At 67.9% G+C, this 17,970-nt stretch carries 14 protein-coding genes; 6 read left to right on the forward strand and 8 right to left on the reverse strand.

Going from position 1 to position 17,970, the window contains the following annotated elements:
* Positions 1 to 51 precede the first annotated feature (51 nt).
* The 3 genes from CA951_RS20515 to CA951_RS20525 all read right to left on the reverse strand — a co-directional run bounded on the left by CA951_RS20515 (position 52) and on the right by CA951_RS20525 (position 4,309).
* Positions 52 to 1,668 (reverse strand): sigma-54-dependent Fis family transcriptional regulator, encoded by a 1,617-nt coding sequence (locus CA951_RS20515; protein ID WP_087558574.1) that lies wholly within the window; start codon positions 1,666 to 1,668, stop codon positions 52 to 54.
* A 106-nt stretch (positions 1,669 to 1,774) separates the two neighbouring features.
* Entirely contained in the window at positions 1,775 to 3,223 is a 1,449-nt protein-coding gene (locus CA951_RS20520; protein WP_087558575.1) for an aldehyde dehydrogenase, read from the reverse strand.
* A gap of 171 nt (positions 3,224 to 3,394) precedes the next feature.
* The gene (locus CA951_RS20525) at positions 3,395 to 4,309 is read right to left on the reverse strand and encodes a LysR family transcriptional regulator (protein ID WP_087558576.1); all 915 of its coding nucleotides are present in this window, start codon (positions 4,307 to 4,309) and stop codon (positions 3,395 to 3,397) included.
* Between the two features lie 218 nt (positions 4,310 to 4,527).
* Between CA951_RS20525 and CA951_RS20530 the strand changes: the two genes are divergently transcribed.
* The 5 genes from CA951_RS20530 to CA951_RS20550 all read left to right on the forward strand — a co-directional run bounded on the left by CA951_RS20530 (position 4,528) and on the right by CA951_RS20550 (position 11,350).
* Positions 4,528 to 5,862, forward strand: a complete 1,335-nt coding sequence (locus CA951_RS20530; RefSeq protein ID WP_256974008.1) for an aromatic acid/H+ symport family MFS transporter — start codon at positions 4,528 to 4,530, stop codon at positions 5,860 to 5,862.
* Positions 5,863 to 5,897: 35 nt separating this feature from the next.
* Positions 5,898 to 7,163: an alpha-hydroxy acid oxidase gene (locus CA951_RS20535; protein WP_087558739.1), complete on the forward strand. Its 1,266-nt coding sequence runs from the start codon at positions 5,898 to 5,900 to the stop codon at positions 7,161 to 7,163.
* 108 nt (positions 7,164 to 7,271) lie between these two features.
* The gene (mdlC, locus tag CA951_RS20540) at positions 7,272 to 8,858 is read left to right on the forward strand and encodes a benzoylformate decarboxylase (RefSeq protein ID WP_087558577.1); all 1,587 of its coding nucleotides are present in this window, start codon (positions 7,272 to 7,274) and stop codon (positions 8,856 to 8,858) included.
* A gap of 20 nt (positions 8,859 to 8,878) precedes the next feature.
* On the forward strand, positions 8,879 to 10,240 hold the full coding sequence (locus CA951_RS20545) for an FAD-binding oxidoreductase (RefSeq protein WP_087558740.1): 1,362 nt from the start codon (positions 8,879 to 8,881) through the stop codon (positions 10,238 to 10,240).
* Positions 10,241 to 10,306: 66 nt separating this feature from the next.
* Positions 10,307 to 11,350 (forward strand): carbon-nitrogen hydrolase family protein, encoded by a 1,044-nt coding sequence (locus CA951_RS20550; RefSeq protein WP_087558578.1) that lies wholly within the window; start codon positions 10,307 to 10,309, stop codon positions 11,348 to 11,350.
* On the opposite strand, the gene CA951_RS20555 is transcribed toward CA951_RS20550, so the two are convergent.
* The 5 genes from CA951_RS20555 to CA951_RS20575 all read right to left on the reverse strand — a co-directional run bounded on the left by CA951_RS20555 (position 11,242) and on the right by CA951_RS20575 (position 15,580).
* On the reverse strand, positions 11,242 to 12,612 hold the full coding sequence (locus CA951_RS20555) for an MFS transporter (protein ID WP_179220252.1): 1,371 nt from the start codon (positions 12,610 to 12,612) through the stop codon (positions 11,242 to 11,244). The two genes, CA951_RS20550 and CA951_RS20555, sit on opposite strands and share 109 nt — an antisense overlap.
* A 67-nt stretch (positions 12,613 to 12,679) precedes the next feature.
* Positions 12,680 to 13,915, reverse strand: coding sequence for an alpha/beta hydrolase (locus tag CA951_RS20560; protein WP_087558579.1), 1,236 nt, complete (start codon positions 13,913 to 13,915; stop codon positions 12,680 to 12,682).
* Positions 13,912 to 14,157, reverse strand: coding sequence for a hypothetical protein (locus CA951_RS20565; protein ID WP_087558580.1), 246 nt, complete (start codon positions 14,155 to 14,157; stop codon positions 13,912 to 13,914). The genes CA951_RS20560 and CA951_RS20565 overlap by 4 nt, the downstream gene beginning before the upstream one ends.
* A complete protein-coding gene (locus CA951_RS20570; RefSeq protein WP_087558581.1) occupies positions 14,154 to 14,798 on the reverse strand; it encodes a VOC family protein in 645 nt (214 codons plus the stop codon). Before CA951_RS20570 ends, CA951_RS20565 begins: the two co-directional genes overlap by 4 nt.
* A 23-nt stretch (positions 14,799 to 14,821) precedes the next feature.
* The gene (locus CA951_RS20575; RefSeq protein WP_087558582.1) at positions 14,822 to 15,580 is read right to left on the reverse strand and encodes a maleate cis-trans isomerase; all 759 of its coding nucleotides are present in this window, start codon (positions 15,578 to 15,580) and stop codon (positions 14,822 to 14,824) included.
* Positions 15,581 to 15,857: 277 nt separating this feature from the next.
* Between CA951_RS20575 and CA951_RS20580 the strand changes: the two genes are divergently transcribed.
* A complete protein-coding gene (locus CA951_RS20580; protein WP_087558583.1) occupies positions 15,858 to 17,960 on the forward strand; it encodes a hydantoinase/oxoprolinase family protein in 2,103 nt (700 codons plus the stop codon).
* The last annotated feature ends 10 nt before the right edge of the window (positions 17,961 to 17,970 follow it).

A 17,970-nucleotide genomic window follows, 5' to 3' on the forward strand; every position in this document is an offset into this window, starting at 1 on the left:
TCGTTTGCGGCCACACCTGCCCGATCGAGTCGGGGCAGATGCTCGAGACCGTCAAGGGGTTGGTGCCACTGCGATTCCGTAGGTTCGGATGGCGCGGTAGAGGGTGGTGCGGCTGATTTCCAGCTGCTGGGCGGCGGCCTTCTTGTTTCCGCCGGAGTCTTTGAGCGCCTTGACGATGGTGTCGCGCTCGGCCTGCTCGAGTGCGGTCAGCTGTCGGGTCATCCGGCCGCGCCACTGCTCGGGGAGGTCGCCGACGGTGATGTCGCCCGCGCTGCGGGTGTCGCTCGCAGTCTTCACCGCGGTGTGCAGTTCGCGGAGGTTTCCGGGCCATTGCTGACCGGCGAGCGCTTCGAGTGCGGCCGGTGTGAACCGCACCTGGGAGGCCGCGCCGAGGTCGTCGAGCATCTCGTTCACCAACGCCGGGATGTCGGGGCGACGGTGCCGCAGCGCCGCGAGTTCGATTCGCTCGGTGCAATGCGAGATCAGCGTCGCGTGCTCTGGTCGCAGATCCTCGACCGGTGCACTGGTCACGATGACCCGGGCGCGCGCCGTGCGGAGGTCGTCGGCTGTGCGACGGGCCAGGGCGGCGGGGAGAAGATCCACCGCTTCGATCACGACACAGCCCGGTTCGGCGAGCTTGCGCCGTATCTGTTCCGCCCACGTCCGCTCGCCCATGTCGACGACCTCGGCGGCGTCGAACCAGGTGCTCGGCTCGCCGGCCGCGGCGCGGGCCGCCGTCGTGCGGCCGGTGCCCGGCTCGCCGGTGACGAGGACGGAACCGGTCGCCGCGGCGGGACCGGGCGGCAGCACCATCGCTCGCCTGGTGAGTTCCTCGTGGAAGCTGAACAGGGCGGCGCCGCTGCCGGGGATCCGGAGCACCGACGCCGACAGGCACTGTCCCGTCGACAGGCGGATGTCGCGGGTCGACTCACGATCCATCGGTGCCTCGACCGCCAAAGCGCGTAGCAGCGCATGATCCGCCGGTTCGAGGATCTGCACCGCCGCGGTGTTCGCGAGCAGGATGTCGTCGCCGATGGCGATCACCGGACGGGTGCGGGCACGGGCCGTCGCGTCCTGGAAGCTGCGGAAAATCCGCTGCTCCGCCTGACGCGACTCCTCGAGCAGCCTCTCCCCGATCTGACGTGCCGACCGAATCACGAACGGCGCCAACAGGGGGCTGTCGTCCTCGCTCAAACAGGTGATGTCGAGAACACCCTCGATCCGCCGGGTCACCGGGTTGACGACGGGCTGGCCGTAGCAGCTGAACTTCTTCAGCGCCTCGATGTAGTGTTCCTCGCCGCGGACCGCCAGGCCCCGGCGCAACTCGAACGCCGTGGCGATGGAGTTCGTGCCCGTGGTCTCCTCGAGGAATCGGCGGCCCTCCACGGTGCCGACCCTCTCCAGCTTCGGCTGCAGATGCCGCTCGCCGTAGCGGAGGTCGACCAGTCGTGCATTGCGGTCGGCGAGGATGACGGCGAACCCGGTTCCGTCCAGTTCACCGGCCATCTCGTCGAGCACCGGCGCGGCGGCGACCATGAGCCGGCTGCGGCGGTCGACGTCCTCGATCGCCGCGTCGTCGACGGACGCTCCGGGGTACAGCCCGCTCATCTCCACGCGCTGCCAGGACTGCGCGATGAGTGGTCGCGACGAATTGTCGAGTTCGGTCATGTCCCGACATTCCCTTCCACGGCTGATGCCCGTTTGTCGAGTCTACGTCCGGGCGAGCCTGGAGGATCCGGGCCGGCGGATACGGACCACCGACCCGGATCGCATGTCAGCTCAGGTAGACGGACTTGAGTTGCTGGTAGTTGGCGAGTGCCTCGGGCCCGAGTTCCCGGCCGATGCCGCTGGCCTTGACGCCGCCGAACGGTGCGGTCGGTTCGGGCAGGTAGGTGTTGACGCCGATGGTGCCGGTCTGGACCCTCTTGGCCACCGCGAGCCCGCGGTCGGGGTCGTTCGTCCACACGGTGCCGCCGAGCCCGTAGTCCGAGTCGTTGGCGAGGCGGACCGCGTCGTCCTCGTCGGCGTAGGGGATCAGCGACAGCACCGGACCGAAGATCTCCTCCTGGGCGATGGTGTGATTGTTGTCGACGTCGGCGAAGATGGTCGGTTCGACGAACCACCCACGGTCCCGGTCGGCGGGCCGTCCGCCACCGATCGTGACGCGGGCACCGTCACCGCGGCCCTTGGCGATGTACCGTTCGACGCGTTCCCGTTGCGCCGCCGTGGCCATAGGACCGATCTGGGTGGTGTCGTCGAGTGCGTCGCCCACCTTCAGTGCGCCGGCGAAATCGGTTAACAGGTCCACGATTTCGGTGTACCGCGCTCGCGGTGCGAGGACGCGGGTGCCGAGGAAGCACGTCTGCCCGTTGTTGAGAAGTGTTGCGGTGAAAAGCTTCTCCGCGACGTTCTGCAGGTCGAGGCTGGCGTCGTCGAGGATGATCGCGGCGGACTTGCCGCCCAGTTCCAGCGTCACCGGGCGCAGCAGCCTGCCGCACGTCTCGCCGATGGACCGGCCCGCGGCGGTGGAGCCGGTGAAGCTGATCTTGTCGACGCCCGGATGCGCGACCAGGTGGGCACCGACCTCGCGGCCACCGGGGACGACGTTGACCACGCCCGCCGGGATGCCGGACTCGGCGACAGCCTCCGCGAAGGTGTAGGTATCGAGCACCGTTTCCGGGGACGGCTTGATCACCAGGGTGCAGCCCGCCGCCAGCGCGGGGGCGTACTTGAACGCGGCCAGAGTCTGCGGGAAGTTCCACGGCACGATCGCGCCCACCACGCCGAGGGGTTCGCGGCGCACCAGGGTGTTGCCGCCGAACAAGCCCGGGCGGGTCTCTTCGGTGGCACTCTCCCGGGCCAGGCCGGCGTAGTAGCGCAGCAGTACCACCGGAAACGCGCCCTCGAGCTGGCGGGCCACGGCGACGGGCATGCCGTTCTGCGCGCTGACGCGCTGGACGACGTCCTCCGCGCGGCGTTCGAGGCCGTCGGCGAGGCGTTCCATGGCGGCGGCGCGGTCGGCCGGTGCCCAGTGCGCCCACCCGGCCGGATCGTCGAATGCGCGGCGGGCGGCCGCCACTGCCGCGTCGACGTCGGCTTCCTGCGCCTCGGGTACGGAGCCGATCGGCTGTTCGGTGCTGGCCGAGACGACTGTGATCCGCTCATTGGACGTGGGCCGAACCCAGTCGCCGCCGATGAACAGAGAGTCGTAGTGCAGATCCATGAGAAATCCCCTGGGAGTGTCGTCGAAAATGATCAGACGGTGCTGTCGGCGCCGAGATTGCGGCTCTGACGCAAGCGCGTTGTGACGATCATGACAGCTCGGCAAGGGGCAGTCGTGTTCCATTTCTGGACACACGTGGAGCGTGACCCGAGCGGTGTGCTCGATGAGGAGTCAGCGCCCTGGTTCACCTCCTGCCCGGGTCAGGGCCGTTTTCATGGTGCTGCGGAACCATTCCGTTCCGGGGTCCGGGAGCACCCGTTTGTAGGTGTACAGCGAGATTTCCACCGCAGGCACCGGGAAGGGGAGTTCGAAGGTCTTCACGCCGGCCATGCGACAGAACTGCTCCGAGACGGATGCCGGGATGATCGAGAGGTAGGGGGTCGTCTCGAGCAGTGGAGGAAGAGCGGCGAAGTGGCTGATTCGCAGTGCCACGTCCCGGGAGTGGCCGAGCAGCGACAACGACCGGTCGACGTCGGTGTGGCCGGCGGAAACGTCGACGGCGATGTGGCGTTCGCCCAGAAATTCCTCGAGCGTGGGTGTGGGGCCGATCCGGGGATGTGCGTCGCTGCAGATCCCGCAGTAGTGGTCCTCGAAGAGCACGTCGCGTTCGACGTCGTCGGCAGCGATCCGTGGGGTGCAGATGACGGCATCGGTCTGGCCCTGACGAAGTTCGGTCTCGACGACGGAGAAGTCGAGCGGCGTGATGTGCAGATCGACGCCCGGTGCCGCCTCCGCGATGCGTGCGAGCACCGGCGGTAGCAGATTCACCTCCCCGAGGTCGGTCGCGTGCAGGCGAAACGTCCGATGCGACGTCGCCGGATCGAATTGCCCGACGCCGCTGACCGTGCTGTCGATGACTTCGATCGCCTGGCGGAGCGTCGGATACATCGCCGTAGCGAGTTCGGTGGGTTGGAGGCCCCCGGTGGATCGGCTGAAAAGGCTGTCGTTGAACTGTTTTCGCATCCGGCCGAGCGCGTGACTGACCGACGGCTGGGTGAGCGAAAGGCACTCGGCGGTACGCGTGACGCTCCGGGTCTCGTAGAGCAGCAGAAACGTCCGGACAAGGTTCAAGTCGTAGTCGGCCACAACCACTAATAGATGCCATCGATGGGGGTATGTCAAACATTCATTGGATACATTCATTCGGGAGCGATAGCGTGACGACGACCACAGCGAAGGCCGCACCCGGATTCCGTGAGACCGAACGACCGAGAGAAATCCACGTTCGACACGGCTCGAGAATTGCGAGCCACTCACAGTCGACCGGCGCCTCGCGCTCAGTCTTCATCGAGAGAGAAGTCACCATGAGTGCTCACCCAAGTTCAGGCACCCGCGACAAAACCGGCACGTCGGCACGCGTCGTGCTGTTGCTGTGCCTACTGGCGGTCGTCTTCGAAGGCTACGACATGGTGGCGTACGGAACGACCCTGCCCGCGATGCTCGCCGATCCCGCCTGGAATCTCACACCCGCGCAGGCCGGGGTGATCGGAAGTTATGCCCTCGTCGGCATGCTGGCCGGATCGATTCTGGTCGGCGCCATCGCCGACCGACTCGGCCGCCGGGTCCTGATGATCTCCGCGACCGGGTGGTTCTCCGCGTGGATGGGCGTGTGCGCCATCGCGCCTGACGCCACCCTGTTCGGTATCGCACGGTTCTTCGTCGGTATCGGTGTCGGTGCCCTCATCCCGCTCGCGGCTGCCATGGCCGTCGAATTCGCTCCGAAAGGCAAGAGCCACACCTACAGTGCAATCGTTTGGGCGGGCTTCCCCGGCGGTGGTGTTCTCGCCGCCCTGCTCGGACTTGTCGTCGTCGACGCCTTCGGGGTCCGGGCGATGTTCTGGATCGGACTTCTGCCACTGCTGGTTTTCGTTCCCGTCATGCTGAAATGCCTGCCCGAATCGCCGAGCTTCCTACTCGCCCGTGGTCGCGTCGCCGACGCGAACCACGTCGCCGACTGCGCAGGCATCGACCACCCCGAGCCCCCGCGGGTCGGCGAGAAGATCGGGCCGCGCGCACTGTTCACCCGCGAGCTCCGTCGCGCGACGTTGCTGTTCGGGCTGCTGAGCGCCTGTGGACTGCTGTTGACCTATGCGCTCAACACCTGGCTGCCGAAATTGATGCAGTCGTCCGGCTTCGGCAGCAACTCGGCGTTGACGTTCCTGCTGGTACTCAACGCCGGCGCGATCATCGTGCCGCTGTTCGCGTCGCGGCTGTCCGACCGGGTCGGACCGCAGGCCGTCACGGCGGCCTCGCTCGCCGGTGCCGCCGTCGCCATCCTCGTGCTGAGCACCGACGTCTCCTCCTGGCTCCTGTTCGTCCTCGCCTTCGTGGCCGGCGCCGGAACGATCGGTGCACAAGTCCTCATCTACGGTTTCGCCGCCTCGTACTTTCCCGCATCGTGTCGCGCGGCAGGAACGGCGTGGGTGGCGTCCGTGGGCAGAATCGGTGGCGTGACCGGACCGACGCTGACCGGCCTGGTGATCGCGAACGGTGCGAGCGTCGCTCCGGCCTTCTACCTCTTCGCCGTGATCGCCGTCATCGGCGCGATTGCCGCCCTGCTGGTGCCACGTCAGCGCGTCACCACGCCTGCCGCACCGACGACGGCGGCAGGAAAGCACCAGCAATCGGCCCTCTCGTAGCCGGCCGGTTGGTCCAAGAGAAGGGTGACACGGCGATGGTGACTTCGCGGCAATTCCCCAGCTGGTCGGGTGTGAAGCCCTTCCTCCGATTCGACCGGCCGAACCCGAACCGGGTGCAGGCCGCGCTCGAGAGGGCCTGCACTATCTCGGACCTGCGGTCGATCGCTCGCAAGCGGGTGCCGAAGATGGTGTTCGACTACGTCGACGGGGCGGCGGAGCAGGAGATCGGAATCGGGCGTGTGCGCAGCACCTTTCAGGACGTCGAATTCCAACCGGGCGTCCTGCGTGACGTCTCCGTCACCAATACCTCGACCACTGTCGGCGGCCACGTCAGCGAACTGCCGTTCGGAATCGCGCCGACCGGTTTCACCCGGCTGATGCACACCGAGGGCGAAATCGCCGGGGTGCGCGCGGCACACGCGCACGGGATCCCCTTCACGCTCTCCACGATGGGCACGGTGGCACTCGAGGACGTCGCCGCGGCAGCCCCGGACGCGGACCGCTGGTTTCAGCTCTACCTGTGGCGTGAACGGGACAAATCGATGGCCCTCGTCGACCGCGCGCGCAACGCCGGCTTCGGGACCCTTGTGGTCACGGTCGACACTCCGGTGGGCGGCGCCCGTCTTCGCGACGTCCGGAACGGAATGACCGTTCCCCCGACTCTCGGTGCGCGCACGTTCGCCGACATCGTCCGTCACCCTCGGTGGTGGGTCGACGTCGTGACCACGGAGCCGCTCAGCTTCGCGTCACTGGATTCGTATCCGGGCTCGGTTGCCCAGCTGATCAACGAAATGTTCGACCCCTCACTGACATTCAGCGACCTGGACTGGCTTCGACGGGAATGGCGCGGCCGCCTCGTTGTCAAGGGCGTCCAGACGGTCGACGATGCCTGCACGTGTGTCGAACACGGCGCGGATGCGATCGTGCTGTCGAACCACGGTGGCCGCCAACTCGACCGTGCCCCGGTACCGCTGCGCCTGCTCCCCCGGGTGCGGGAAGCCCTCGCGGGCACCGGCGCCGAGGTGTACCTCGACACCGGAATCCTCACCGGCGGCGACATCGTCGCCGCGCTCGCGCTCGGGGCCGATTTCACCTTCATCGGACGCGCATACCTGTACGGATTGATGGCCGGCGGGCGGCGGGGGGTCGACCGCGCCATCGAGATCCTGTCCGCCGAAGTCGTCCGCACGATGCAGCTGATGGGCGTCCGCACCGTCGCCGAACTGACCCCGGAACACGTCCGCTTCGCCGGTGACGTCGGTCGCCGATCGCTCGCGTCCTCCGAGGCAGATAGAACCTGACATCGACGACATCTATGTCGCCATAAGAAACATTCATTGGAATTATCGAACGTCCGGACCTAGCGTTGAGACAGACACCGATCGGTGTCGCCGATCACAAGGAGAAGCATGGCAACGGTGAGTGAAGTGACGTATGACCTGTTGCGTGCCCGCGGCCTCACCACCGTGTTCGGCAATCCGGGATCGAACGAACTTCCGTTCCTGTCCGGGATGCCCGACGACTTCCGGTACATCCTCGGCCTGCACGAGGGCGCCGTCCTGTCGATGGCCGACGGCTACTCTCTCGTCACGGGTGAGGCGACATTCGTCAACCTGCACGCCGCGTCCGGATCCGGTAATGCCATGGGCGCGTTGACCAACTCGGTGTACTCGCACAGCCCTCTCATCGTCACCGCCGGACAGCAGGTGCGGTCGACGATCGGTCAGGAAGTCATGCTGTCCAACGTCGACGCCGGCACACTGATGAGGCCACTGGTCAAGTGGAGCAGCGAACCGACCTGCGCCGAAGACGTGCCGCGCACGATGAGCCAGGCCATCCACACCGCACTGCAGCCCGGCCGAGGCCCGGTCTACGTGTCGGTGCCCTACGACGACTGGGCAGCGGAGGCGCCCGCGGAAACCGCTCGCCTCCTCGATCGCGAAGTGCACGGCGCGGCCGCACTGTCGGGCGAGCAGATCGGAGACCTGATCGACCTGCTCGAGGGTGCGACGAACCCGGCACTGGTCCTCGGACCCGCTGTCGACGCCGATCACGCCAACGCGCACGCCGTTCAGCTCGCCGAGAAGTTGCGCGCCCCGGTGTGGATCGCGCCGTCACCGTCGCGGTGCCCGTTCCCGACCCGCCACCCGAGCTTCCGGGGCGTCCTGCCCGCCGGCGTCGCGGACCTGTCGCAGACGTTGGCCGGGCACGACCTGATCGTCGTCGTCGGGGCACCGGTATTCCGCTACCACCAATACGTTCCGGGTCAGTACCTGCCGGACGGCGCGCGCCTGATCCACATCACCGACGATCCCGGAGAGGCGGCCCGCGCCCCGTTCGGGGACGCCTACGTCGCCCCGATCGCCGGCACCCTCGACGTCCTCGCCACGATGGTCACCGCGGGCGACCGCACGCCGCTCGCTCCGCGGGCCGACGTCCCCGAGGCGGGCTCGACGGGGTCCGGGCTCGATCCGGCACACCTGTTCGCCCTGCTGCGGGGCGCCGCTCCGCACGACGCCGTCTATGTCAACGAGTCCACCTCGACCGGAGACGCGTTCTGGACAGAGATGGACCTCTCTCAGCAGGGTAGCTACTACTTTCCCGCGTCCGGCGGCCTCGGTTTCGGGCTTCCCGCCGCGGTCGGTGCGCAACTCGCCGACCCGCACCGCCAGGTGATCGGACTCATCGGAGACGGGTCCGCGAATTACGGGATCACCGCGTTGTGGACCGCCGCACAGTACAAGATTCCGGTGATCATCATCATCCTGAAGAACGGGACCTATGGTGCGCTGCGCGGCTTTTCGAAGATCCTGAACACCGGGGAAACCCCCGGATTGGATGTTCCCGGCATCGACTTCGTCCAGATCGCCGAGGGATACGGGGTGCGTGGCAGCGCGGTCGACACGGCCGAAGACTTCACCACCGCCTTCAAAGCCGCCCTCGCGGCGGCAGAGCCCACCCTGATCGAGGTCCGGACGACCTTCGGTCAGTCGTGACGATCGACCACGGAGCGAACATGAACCACCTCGAGCAACTGACAGATTCCGTCCCCGCCGACATTGTCGTCACCGACCCCGATCTGATGGAGGGTTACCGCCGCGACAGCGCGGATCTGGTGCCCGCAGGCAAGCCGGTAGCGGTCCTGCGGCCCCGGTGCACCGCACACGTCTCCGCGATCATGTCGTGGGCGACCCGGACGGGCACGGTCGTCGTGCCGCGCGGCGCGGGCACCGGATTGTCCGGCGGCGCCACCGCACTGGACGGCTGCGTCGTGGTGAGCATGGAGCACATGACCGCCATCCGAGACTTCGACACGGCGAATCACACCGTGGTGGTCGAAGCCGGGGTCGTCAATGCGGACGTCGGCCGGGCAGTCGCGGAGGCCGGGTTGTTCTACCCACCCGACCCGGGCAGCTTCGAGGTGTCGACCATCGGCGGCAACCTCGCCACCAACGCCGGGGGTATGCGGTGCGTCAAGTACGGGGTCACCCGCAACTCCGTGCTCGGACTCGAAGTCGTCCTCGCCGACGGCCGCGTACTGCACACCGGCGGCCAGACGGTCAAGAACGTCGCGGGCCTCGACCTGACTCAACTGTTCATCGGATCCGAAGGTGCGCTGGGCATCATCACGTCCGCGACGTTGCGGCTCCGCCCCACTCCCGCGGCCACAGCGACGTTCGTGGCGACGTTCCCCACCCTCGAGAGCGGGGGTCGGGCGTTGAACGCGATCTTCGCCCGTGGTGTCACCCCGAGCATGCTCGAACTGATGGACAACGCCACGATCAACGCGGTCGAGGACTACCAGCGGATGGACCTCGACCGCGAGGCGGCGCTGCTCCTGATCGGCCAGGCCGACGGAACCGACGCCCTCGCCCAGGTCGAACGGATGGCTGCGTGTTGCGACGAAGCGGGTGCCGACCTGTCCGTCGCCACCGCCGATCCCACCGAGTCCGACATGTTCCTCCAAGCGCGCCGGCTCGCCGGGTGGGCCACCATGGAGCAGTTCCCCACCGTCGTCGAGGATGTCGGTGTGCCACGCACCCGGCTCGCCGAACTCCTCACGACCATCGCGGAGATCTCCCGCGACACCGGAGTCCGCATCGCGACGGTCGGCCATGCCGGCGACGGCAACGTGCACCCGATGCTGCTGTTGCCCGACCTCGGTGAGGACGCCCGCCGGCGGGCGATGGAGACCGCTGACCGCATCTGCGCCGCAGCCATTGCACTGGGCGGAACCATCACCGGTGAGCACGGAGTCGGGGAACTGAAACGTGAATGGCTCACTCACCAACTCGACGACATCTCACTCGACGTGCAGGCCCGCATCAAACGCGCTCTCGACCCGGGCCTGCTGCTCAATCCCGGTCGCGGATTCTGACCCGGATTTCCACCATCCCCCACCCGAGAACCTTTCTCGTACCTCCGTAGACCAGGGAGAATAGACATGGCTTCAGTAGTGCGTGTGGCCGCGGTACAAGCCGAACCGAAGTGGCTGAACCTCGACGAAGGCGTCGCGCAGGTGGTCGACTTCATCGGTCAGGCCGCGGCAGGAGGCGCCCAGCTGGTCGCCTTCCCGGAAGTGTTCATTCCCGGTTATCCGTGGTGGATCTGGCTCGACTCCCCCGCATGGGGAATGCAGTTCGTGCCGCGGTACGCGCAGAACTCGATGACGCGCGACGGTGAACACATCACGACGATCGCCGCGGCAGCGGCGGAACACCAGGTGCACGTCGTGTTCGGCTTCAGCGAGCGGTCCGGGGGCAGCCTGTACATGGCGCAGGCGATCATCGACGATGGCGGCCATATCGTCTCGGTCCGCCGCAAACTCAAGCCCACCCACGTCGAGCGCAGTGTCTTCGGTGAAGGCGACGGCAGCGACATCCGGGTACACGACACCGCGCTCGGACGGCTGGGTGCGCTCAACTGCGCCGAGCACATCCAGCCCCTCACCAAATACGCGATGTTCAGCATGGGCGAGCAGATCCACGTGGCCAGCTGGCCGAGTTTCTCCATCTACCGCGGTGCCGCCCGCGCCCTCAGCGCCGAGGTCAACAACGCGGTGACCCTCACCTATGCAGTGGAGGGACAGACGTTCGTCGTCGCACCCTGTGCCACAGTCGGAACCGCGGGCCAGGACCTTTTCTGCGACTCCGACGCGAAGAGGCAGCTTCTCCTCGTCGGCGGCGGCTTCACCCAGATCTACGGACCCGAGGGAAGCAGCCTGGCCGAGCCCCTCCCGGAGACCGACGAGGGTCTCGTTTTCGCCGACCTGGATTTCGACCTACTCGACATCGCCAAATCCGCGTACGACCCGGTCGGGCACTACTCCCGCCCGGACGTCTTCCGCCTGCTGTTCAATCCGCAACCGACACCGCGCATTCAGCACACGGTCGACATGTCGCCTTTCCCGTCGGTCTCGGATTCCGCCGGAACCGAGGACACGCCAGGCCTCGATACTGCCCCGACAGCGGTCGCGCTCGTGGAATGACGGACGGCTACAGCCTTTCGCCGCGGTACGAGAGCGGTCAGTACCGCGCCGACCACGGCCGGGGCGGCGAAGGCCAGCAACTGCCAGGTGCTGCCCGCGCCGATGGTGACGAAGAAGCCGCCGTATGTCGGTCCGATGATGGCCCCGATGCGTCCGACTCCGAGGGCCATTCCGATGCCGGTGGTCCGGCATGCCGCGGGGTAGTGACCGCCGATGAACGTGTTGAGCAGGATCTGCGTTCCGGTGGTGCCGACGCCGGCGAGCAGCACCAGCAGGTAGACGACGGCGGTGGGCGGGCCGGTGGCGATCAGGATCAGTGAGACCGCGGCACAGAGGAATCCGAGTGCGGTGACGGGTTTGATCCCGTACCGGTCGGCGAGTGCGCCGCCGCCGAGGGCTCCGACTGCGCCGCCGACGTTCAGTGTCAGCAGGAAGGACAGCGCGGCCCCGAGTGGATATCCGGCCGACTTCATCAGGGCGGGCAGCCACGTCGCGACACCGAACAGCACCAGCAGGCACACCAGGGTCATGCCCCAGAACAGCACTGTCGCGGTCGTCCGCCCGCTGCCGAACAGGGCACGCAGTCCGCGCTCGGGGTGCGGGGCGGTCGCGGTGGTGGGCTCGGCTTCGAGCCCGTACCGTGCGGCGATCGCCGTGGCCTCGGTGGTGCGGCCACGGGAGGTCAGGTATGCGGGTGATTCGGGGAGGTACCGGAGCATCAGCGGCAGGAACAGCAGCGCCGGAACCAGCCCGGCCACGAACATCGCCCGGAAACCGAACGTGGGCACGAGCCACAGCGACGGCACACCCGCCAGAATTCCGCCGATGCTGGTGCCGACGAATCCCATCGCGACCGAGCGTGCCCGGGTTCGACTGTGGGAGAACTCGATCAGGGTGGCGGCTGCGGTCGGCATGAGGACGCCGGCGCCGATTCCCACCGCCATCCGGCCGACCCCGAACACCGCCGGGGTGGGCGCGAGTGCGCACACACCCATCGCGGCCGAGAACACCAGGACCGCGGCGACGAGGGTGCGGCGGCGGCCCCATCGGTCGGCGACGCCGGCGGCCACCAGCGCGCCGATCAGCATGCCCACGCCGGTGAGCGAGCCGAGCATGCCGACGTCGGTGGCGTCGAGTTGCCAGGGCGCGTAGGAAAGGAGGGAGGGAACGACGGTGCCGTACATCAGCAGGTCGTATCCCTCGAGAACGAGGGCCATCAGGCAGAGACCGATGACGGGGGCAGTGGTGGGGCGGGCAGTCATGTGTACTCCGCTCGACCGGACACCCGACGACCGCGACGCGGTATCGGGTGCCCGGAGGTAAAGGGGGTCAGGAGAATCGGTCGGACAGCCAGGCACCGATGTCGGCCGCGGCGAGGGCGGCCCCGGTGGGTGCGCCCTCGGCGATGGGTCCGCCGAAGTGGGTGCCGGCGACGCGGACGTGGGTCTTGTCCGTCGACCCGAGGGCATCGCACATGGTCTTGGCGTCTTCGGGGAAGCAGGCCTGGTCGCCGGTGAGTTCGACGAACAGGGCCGGGGCGGTCACGGCGGGCGCGCAGCGCAGGAAGTCGGCGTTGGTGCTCAGCCCGGACCACGTCGACAGCCAGGCATCGGGGGTGGCGAAGCGGCCGAAGCCGACGAGTCCGTAGTTGGTCAGATCCGGCCGCCTGCCGAACAGCGACCCGTACGGGCGCTCGTTGGGGCTCAGCGACAGATCGGTGAACCGCAGGTCCGCGTCGGTGCGGTAGACCGTGAGGACGCGGGGCACGAGGGCGGCGCGGCGGTCGGCGGGTTCGCCGGTGCGCTTGTACCGGCGACGCGCGGCGGCGGCCTCTGCGACGCGTTGCCGGGCGATCTCGTCGAGGCGGGCGACGCGGTCGTGTTGCGCTGCCCGGTAGCGGGTGACGAACTCGGGTGCATACGCCGAACTGTGCGGGGGTTCGGCGAATCCGTTGGCCGGATCGAACGGATTCAGCTCGGGATCGGCCGTCAACGGATCGGATTCGTCGACGACGGACGGGTCGATCAACCGGAGCAGCAGGGCGCCCTGCCCGGGGTGCGGGGCCATGAACACCGCGCCGTCGGGCAGCGGCATCTGCGCCCCGGCCAGATCGATCGGTCGTCCGGCGGGGGTGTGGGTCAACCGCTCCGCCGCGGGCAGACCGGCCTGCTGGTGATAGAACGCGAACAGGATGCCGCCGCCCGAGTGCCCCAGGGTGACGACGTGCTCGAAACCCCTCTCGCGCAGGAAGACCTGGCCGGCCGCGGCATCGAGCAGGGCCTGCTCGTGCACCAGGGCGACGTCGTTGTTGACCGAGCGGGTGCCCTGCGTCCACACCGCGTGGCCGCGGGCGAGCAGTTCGGGCACCAGTACGTGGTGCGTCAGGTCCTGGCGGGGGTGCATGAGCGCGACGACGGTGCGGGCGCCGGGGACGACCCGCAGCACACCGGTGACCTTCGCCCCGTCCGCGGTCGCGAGTTCGTGCACCGACGTGACGGTGCTGTCCGGTGCCTGCGCGGCGTCGATGTACCGGCCGGCGCCGAGCCGCCGGGTGTCCGTGCTCATCGCGGCTCGATCCGCATGGCGTCCTTGTCCCACTGGGTGATCCGGGACTGCGCGAGTCCGGCGACGCTGCTGTACCAGACGGCGTGACGGCAGTCGGTGGCCCGCCGGTCGATGACGATGTCGGAGTCGGACACGATCCGGAAGTAGGGTCCGACGTGGTCGACGGTGACCGCCGGATCACGGCCGGCGACCTCCGCGACCGCGGTGTTCTCGGGGACGTCGAGGACGAACACGGTGGTCATCGGGTCGCCATCTCCTTCGATTCCTGTTGCTGCTGCCAGGCGGCGGCACGTTCGGTGATCAGTTCGGCCTTGCGGGTCAGCAGGGCGTCCATGCTGGGGTCGGGCCCGGTCACCACGTCGACGAGGGCGTCGATGGTGAGGTTGGCGTCGAGGTCTTCCTGCGGGGTGACCGGGCGCAGCGCCCGGGTGATCTCGATCATGTAGCCGTTGGGGTCGTGGGTGTAGATCGACTCGATCGTCTCGTGCTGGATCTGCATCTCCACCGGCCACGCGCTGCCGTCGAGGCGGCGGCGGTATTCCATCAGGTCGTCCTCGTTGTCGACGTGGATGGCGAGGTGCCGGGAGCGGATGAAGAAGATCGGCACGTCCTCGGCGAAGCGGGAGTACGAGTCGCCCTGCGGTCCGCCGTCGAAGGGTTCGAGACCGAAGTAGTAGAAGAAGGCCAGCCGGTCGTCGTTGCCGATGTCGAAGAAGAAGTGGATGAAGTCGGGGTGTTTCTCCGGCCCCCACCCGGCCGCGCAGATCGAATGCACGACCGGGAACCCGAGCACGTCGCGGTAGAACTTGACGGTGCCGGCCGGATCGAAGGTCGGGTAGGCGACGTGATCGACGCCTTTGACGGTGTGCTGCAGTTCGGACATGGTGAACTCCAAGGGGTTCGGGGTTACTGACGGGCGGCGGCCGGTGCGTCGGCGCGGAGCAGGCTGCCGGCCCCGGGGATGTCGACGGGGAGGTCGAGGGCGCGCAGCAGGCTGTAGGCGCCGGCGGTGGCGGCGGAGAGGACGGGCAACCCGAACTCGTCCTCGGCGGCCTGCACCAGGGGAAGCGACGGCATCTGCACGCAGGCGGAGATCACGAGTGCGTCCACGCCCTGCAGGTCGAGGGATCGGGCGGCGTCCATCACCCGGTCCCCAGGGATGCATCCGACCTCGGCGTTGTCGGCGACCTCGAGCGCGCGCCAATCGTGGACCTGGATGCCCTCGGCCTCGATGTACGCGACGACCTGCTCCGCGAGGGGGCGCAGGTACGGGGTGACGAGGGCGATGCGCCGCGCCCCGATCGCCCGGAGCGCTTCGATCAGCGCGCCGGCACTCGACCGGACCGCCGCCTCGGAGCCGCCGGTGGCCAGTTGTTCGGCGACCAGCCCTTCGACGCGTTGATGCTCACCCGGACCGACCGACATCAGGGCGACCAGGCAGGCGTAGAGGATGGCGTCGACCCCGGCGTCGCCGAGTTCGAGGATGCAGCGCTCACGCTGGGCGTTCATCGCCCGCAGTTGTTCGGGTGAGACGGCCTGCATGCGCATCCGGCTGGAGTGGAACGAGAACTGTGCGTCGGCGTGCTGACCGAGCAGCGCCGGCATCTCCGTCTCGACGGTCACATTGGAACTCGGGACGACGAGTCCGATGCGATGAATGCCCATGGTGTGCCCTTCTGATGTCGAATTGTCGCGAAGCGGGGGAGTGAGCACCCCGGCATGCGTTAATTTACGCTCATGCCGAGTATTCGACGTTCACGACAATTCGTCAAGCCCCCACGTCCAGGCCGGTAAGCGGCGCCCGGTACGTGACTGTCTTCACAGTCCACTCTTGACATGTCATCAGACACGTCGAATACTCGACATTGACGTAAGACGGTGTTGGAGGACGACCTCGCACCGGTCGAGAACTTCCACCTCATTTCGAAGGAGCGCAGAGGTAATGGCATATGTGATCGGAGTGGACGTCGGTGGCACGTTCACGGATGCGGTATTGGACGACAATGCCGGCACTGTTCTCGCCGCGAAGGCTCCCTCGACCCCGCCGGACTATTCGCAGGGCGTGATCGACGTCCTCGACGTGCTCGCCGAGCAACTGGGGTGTCCGGTCGAGGAGATGCTGGCGAACACGCACCACATCGCGCACGGCACCACGTCCTCGCTGAACGCTCTGGTCATGGGAAACGTGCCGCCGGTCGGGTTCCTCACCACCAAGGGGCATCGCGACTCGATCTACATCATGAACGTCGAGGGCCGGTACCTGGGTAGCTCACCGGAGCAGCTGCAGAACGTGATGGGGCAGAGCAAGTCTCACGGACTGGTACCGAAGAAGCATGCCCTCGAGGTGACCGAGCGGCTGGACCGCGACGGCAACGTCGTCGTGGCGCTGGACGAGGATTCCGCCCGCGAGGCGATTCACGCCCTCGTCGACGACGGGGTGTCGGGCATCGCCGTCTCACTGCTCTGGTCGTTCCGCAACCCGGCGCACGAGCAGCGGATCCGCGAACTCGTCCACGAGATCGACCCGACGATGTTCGTATCCCTGTCGAGTGAGGTGAGCCCGCGTATCCGTGAGTTCGCCCGCAACGCCACGACCATCATGAGCACCCAGATCGGTCCCGGGTTGCGGGACTACCTCGGTGAACTGGAGTCGAAGCTGCGTGACCGGAAACTCGCCGGACCGCTGCTGGTGATGCAGAGTAACGGCGGCGCCGTCGCCGCCGCCGAGGCGCCGAAGAACGCGATCAGCACCGTCGGATCGGTGCTCACCGGCGGCGTCGTCGGAGCGGTGTCGCTCGGCACCCAGCTCGGGCACCGCAACATCATCGCCACCGACGTCGGCGGCACCACCTTCCTCGTCGGACTCGTCGTCGACGGTGAGCCCGTGCGCGCGTCCAGCACGATCATCAACCATCACCCGATCAACGTCCCCACCCTCGAGGTGCACGCCATCGGATCCGGCGGCGGCGCGATCGCCTGGGTCGACCAGGGCGGCAATTTGCAGATCGGCCCGCACAGCGCGCAGGCCGTGCCCGGGCCCGCCTGCTACGGGCAGGGCGGCACCGAACCGACCAACGCCGACGCGAACCTGGTGCTCGGGATCCTGCCGGAACGCGGCCTGCTCGGTGGCCGCAAACCACTGGACAAGGAACTCGCGCGGGAGGCGATCCGCACCAGGATCGCCGAACCCCTTGGCCTGTCGATCGAGGACGCCGCCGCCGCGATCTATGCGGTGCAGAACGCGCAGACCGGTGACCTGCTCCGCAAGACCGTGGTCGAGGCCGGACACGACCCGCGCGACTTCGTGCTCTACGCGTTCGGCGGTGCCGGCCCCGCGCACTGCGCCGCCTACGCCCGCGAGGTCGGGGTCCGCGAGGTCGTCGTCCCGCTCGGCCAGGTGGCCTCCGCGTTCTCCGCGTACGGTCTGGCGTCGTCGAACATCGTGCTGGCCGCCGAGCTGTCCGACCCGGCCGCGATGCCGCTCGATCCCGTCCGGGCCGAACGCAACTTCGACCAGCTCGAGCGACAGGTGCGGGAAGCACTCGACCGGCAGGGGCTGAAGTTCACCGCGGTGGAGGTCGAGCGGGAGATCGACATGCGCTACACCATGCAGCTGGCGGAGGTGGCGACCCCGGTCCCGGCCGGAAGCCTCGACGCCGTGGGCGTCGCCCGGGCATCGGACCTCTTCGAGCAGCGCTACGCCGAACTCTACGGACAGGACAGCGGATTCCGGGAGGCCGGGATTCAGGCGATCACCTACCGTGTGCGCGTCACCGGCGTCCTGCCGTTCTCCCCCACCCTGCCCGAACTGAAATCCGCGGACTCGGCCGACGCGTCCGCCGCGAAGATCGGCACCCGCAAGGTGTGCCTGGACGGGCGGATCGGCTACACCGACACCGACGTCTACGACTACAGCAAACTGCTTGCCGGACACGTCCTCCAGGGCCCCGCGATCGTCGAGGTCCCCACCACGACGGTCGTCGTCCCGCACGAGACCACCGGCACCGTCGACCGCCTCGGCAACCTCAACATCGTCGCCCAGTAGGAGCACCCGA

It is taken from the genome of Rhodococcus sp. NCIMB 12038 (genome assembly GCF_002165735.1).
Lineage (GTDB): Bacteria > Actinomycetota > Actinomycetes > Mycobacteriales > Mycobacteriaceae > Rhodococcus_F.

Excerpts from the sequence above, each read along its gene's own strand:
- CA951_RS20570 (WP_087558581.1), bottom strand. The coding sequence starts at position 14,798 with ATGTCCGAACTGCAGCACACCGTCAAAGGCGTCGATCACGTCGCCTAC.
- CA951_RS20520 (WP_087558575.1), bottom strand. The coding sequence starts at position 3,223 with ATGGATCTGCACTACGACTCTCTGTTCATCGGCGGCGACTGGGTTCGG.
- CA951_RS20550 (WP_087558578.1), top strand. The coding sequence starts at position 10,307 with ATGGCTTCAGTAGTGCGTGTGGCCGCGGTACAAGCCGAACCGAAGTGG.
- CA951_RS20565 (WP_087558580.1), bottom strand. The coding sequence starts at position 14,157 with ATGACCACCGTGTTCGTCCTCGACGTCCCCGAGAACACCGCGGTCGCG.
- CA951_RS20560 (WP_087558579.1), bottom strand. The coding sequence starts at position 13,915 with ATGAGCACGGACACCCGGCGGCTCGGCGCCGGCCGGTACATCGACGCC.
- CA951_RS20515 (WP_087558574.1), bottom strand. The coding sequence starts at position 1,668 with ATGACCGAACTCGACAATTCGTCGCGACCACTCATCGCGCAGTCCTGG.
- CA951_RS20580 (WP_087558583.1), top strand. The coding sequence starts at position 15,858 with ATGGCATATGTGATCGGAGTGGACGTCGGTGGCACGTTCACGGATGCG.
- CA951_RS20535 (WP_087558739.1), top strand. The coding sequence starts at position 5,898 with ATGGTGACTTCGCGGCAATTCCCCAGCTGGTCGGGTGTGAAGCCCTTC.
- CA951_RS20575 (WP_087558582.1), bottom strand. The coding sequence starts at position 15,580 with ATGGGCATTCATCGCATCGGACTCGTCGTCCCGAGTTCCAATGTGACC.
- mdlC (WP_087558577.1), top strand. The coding sequence starts at position 7,272 with ATGGCAACGGTGAGTGAAGTGACGTATGACCTGTTGCGTGCCCGCGGC.
- CA951_RS20555 (WP_179220252.1), bottom strand. The coding sequence starts at position 12,612 with ATGACTGCCCGCCCCACCACTGCCCCCGTCATCGGTCTCTGCCTGATG.
- CA951_RS20545 (WP_087558740.1), top strand. The coding sequence starts at position 8,879 with ATGAACCACCTCGAGCAACTGACAGATTCCGTCCCCGCCGACATTGTC.
- CA951_RS20530 (WP_256974008.1), top strand. The coding sequence starts at position 4,528 with ATGAGTGCTCACCCAAGTTCAGGCACCCGCGACAAAACCGGCACGTCG.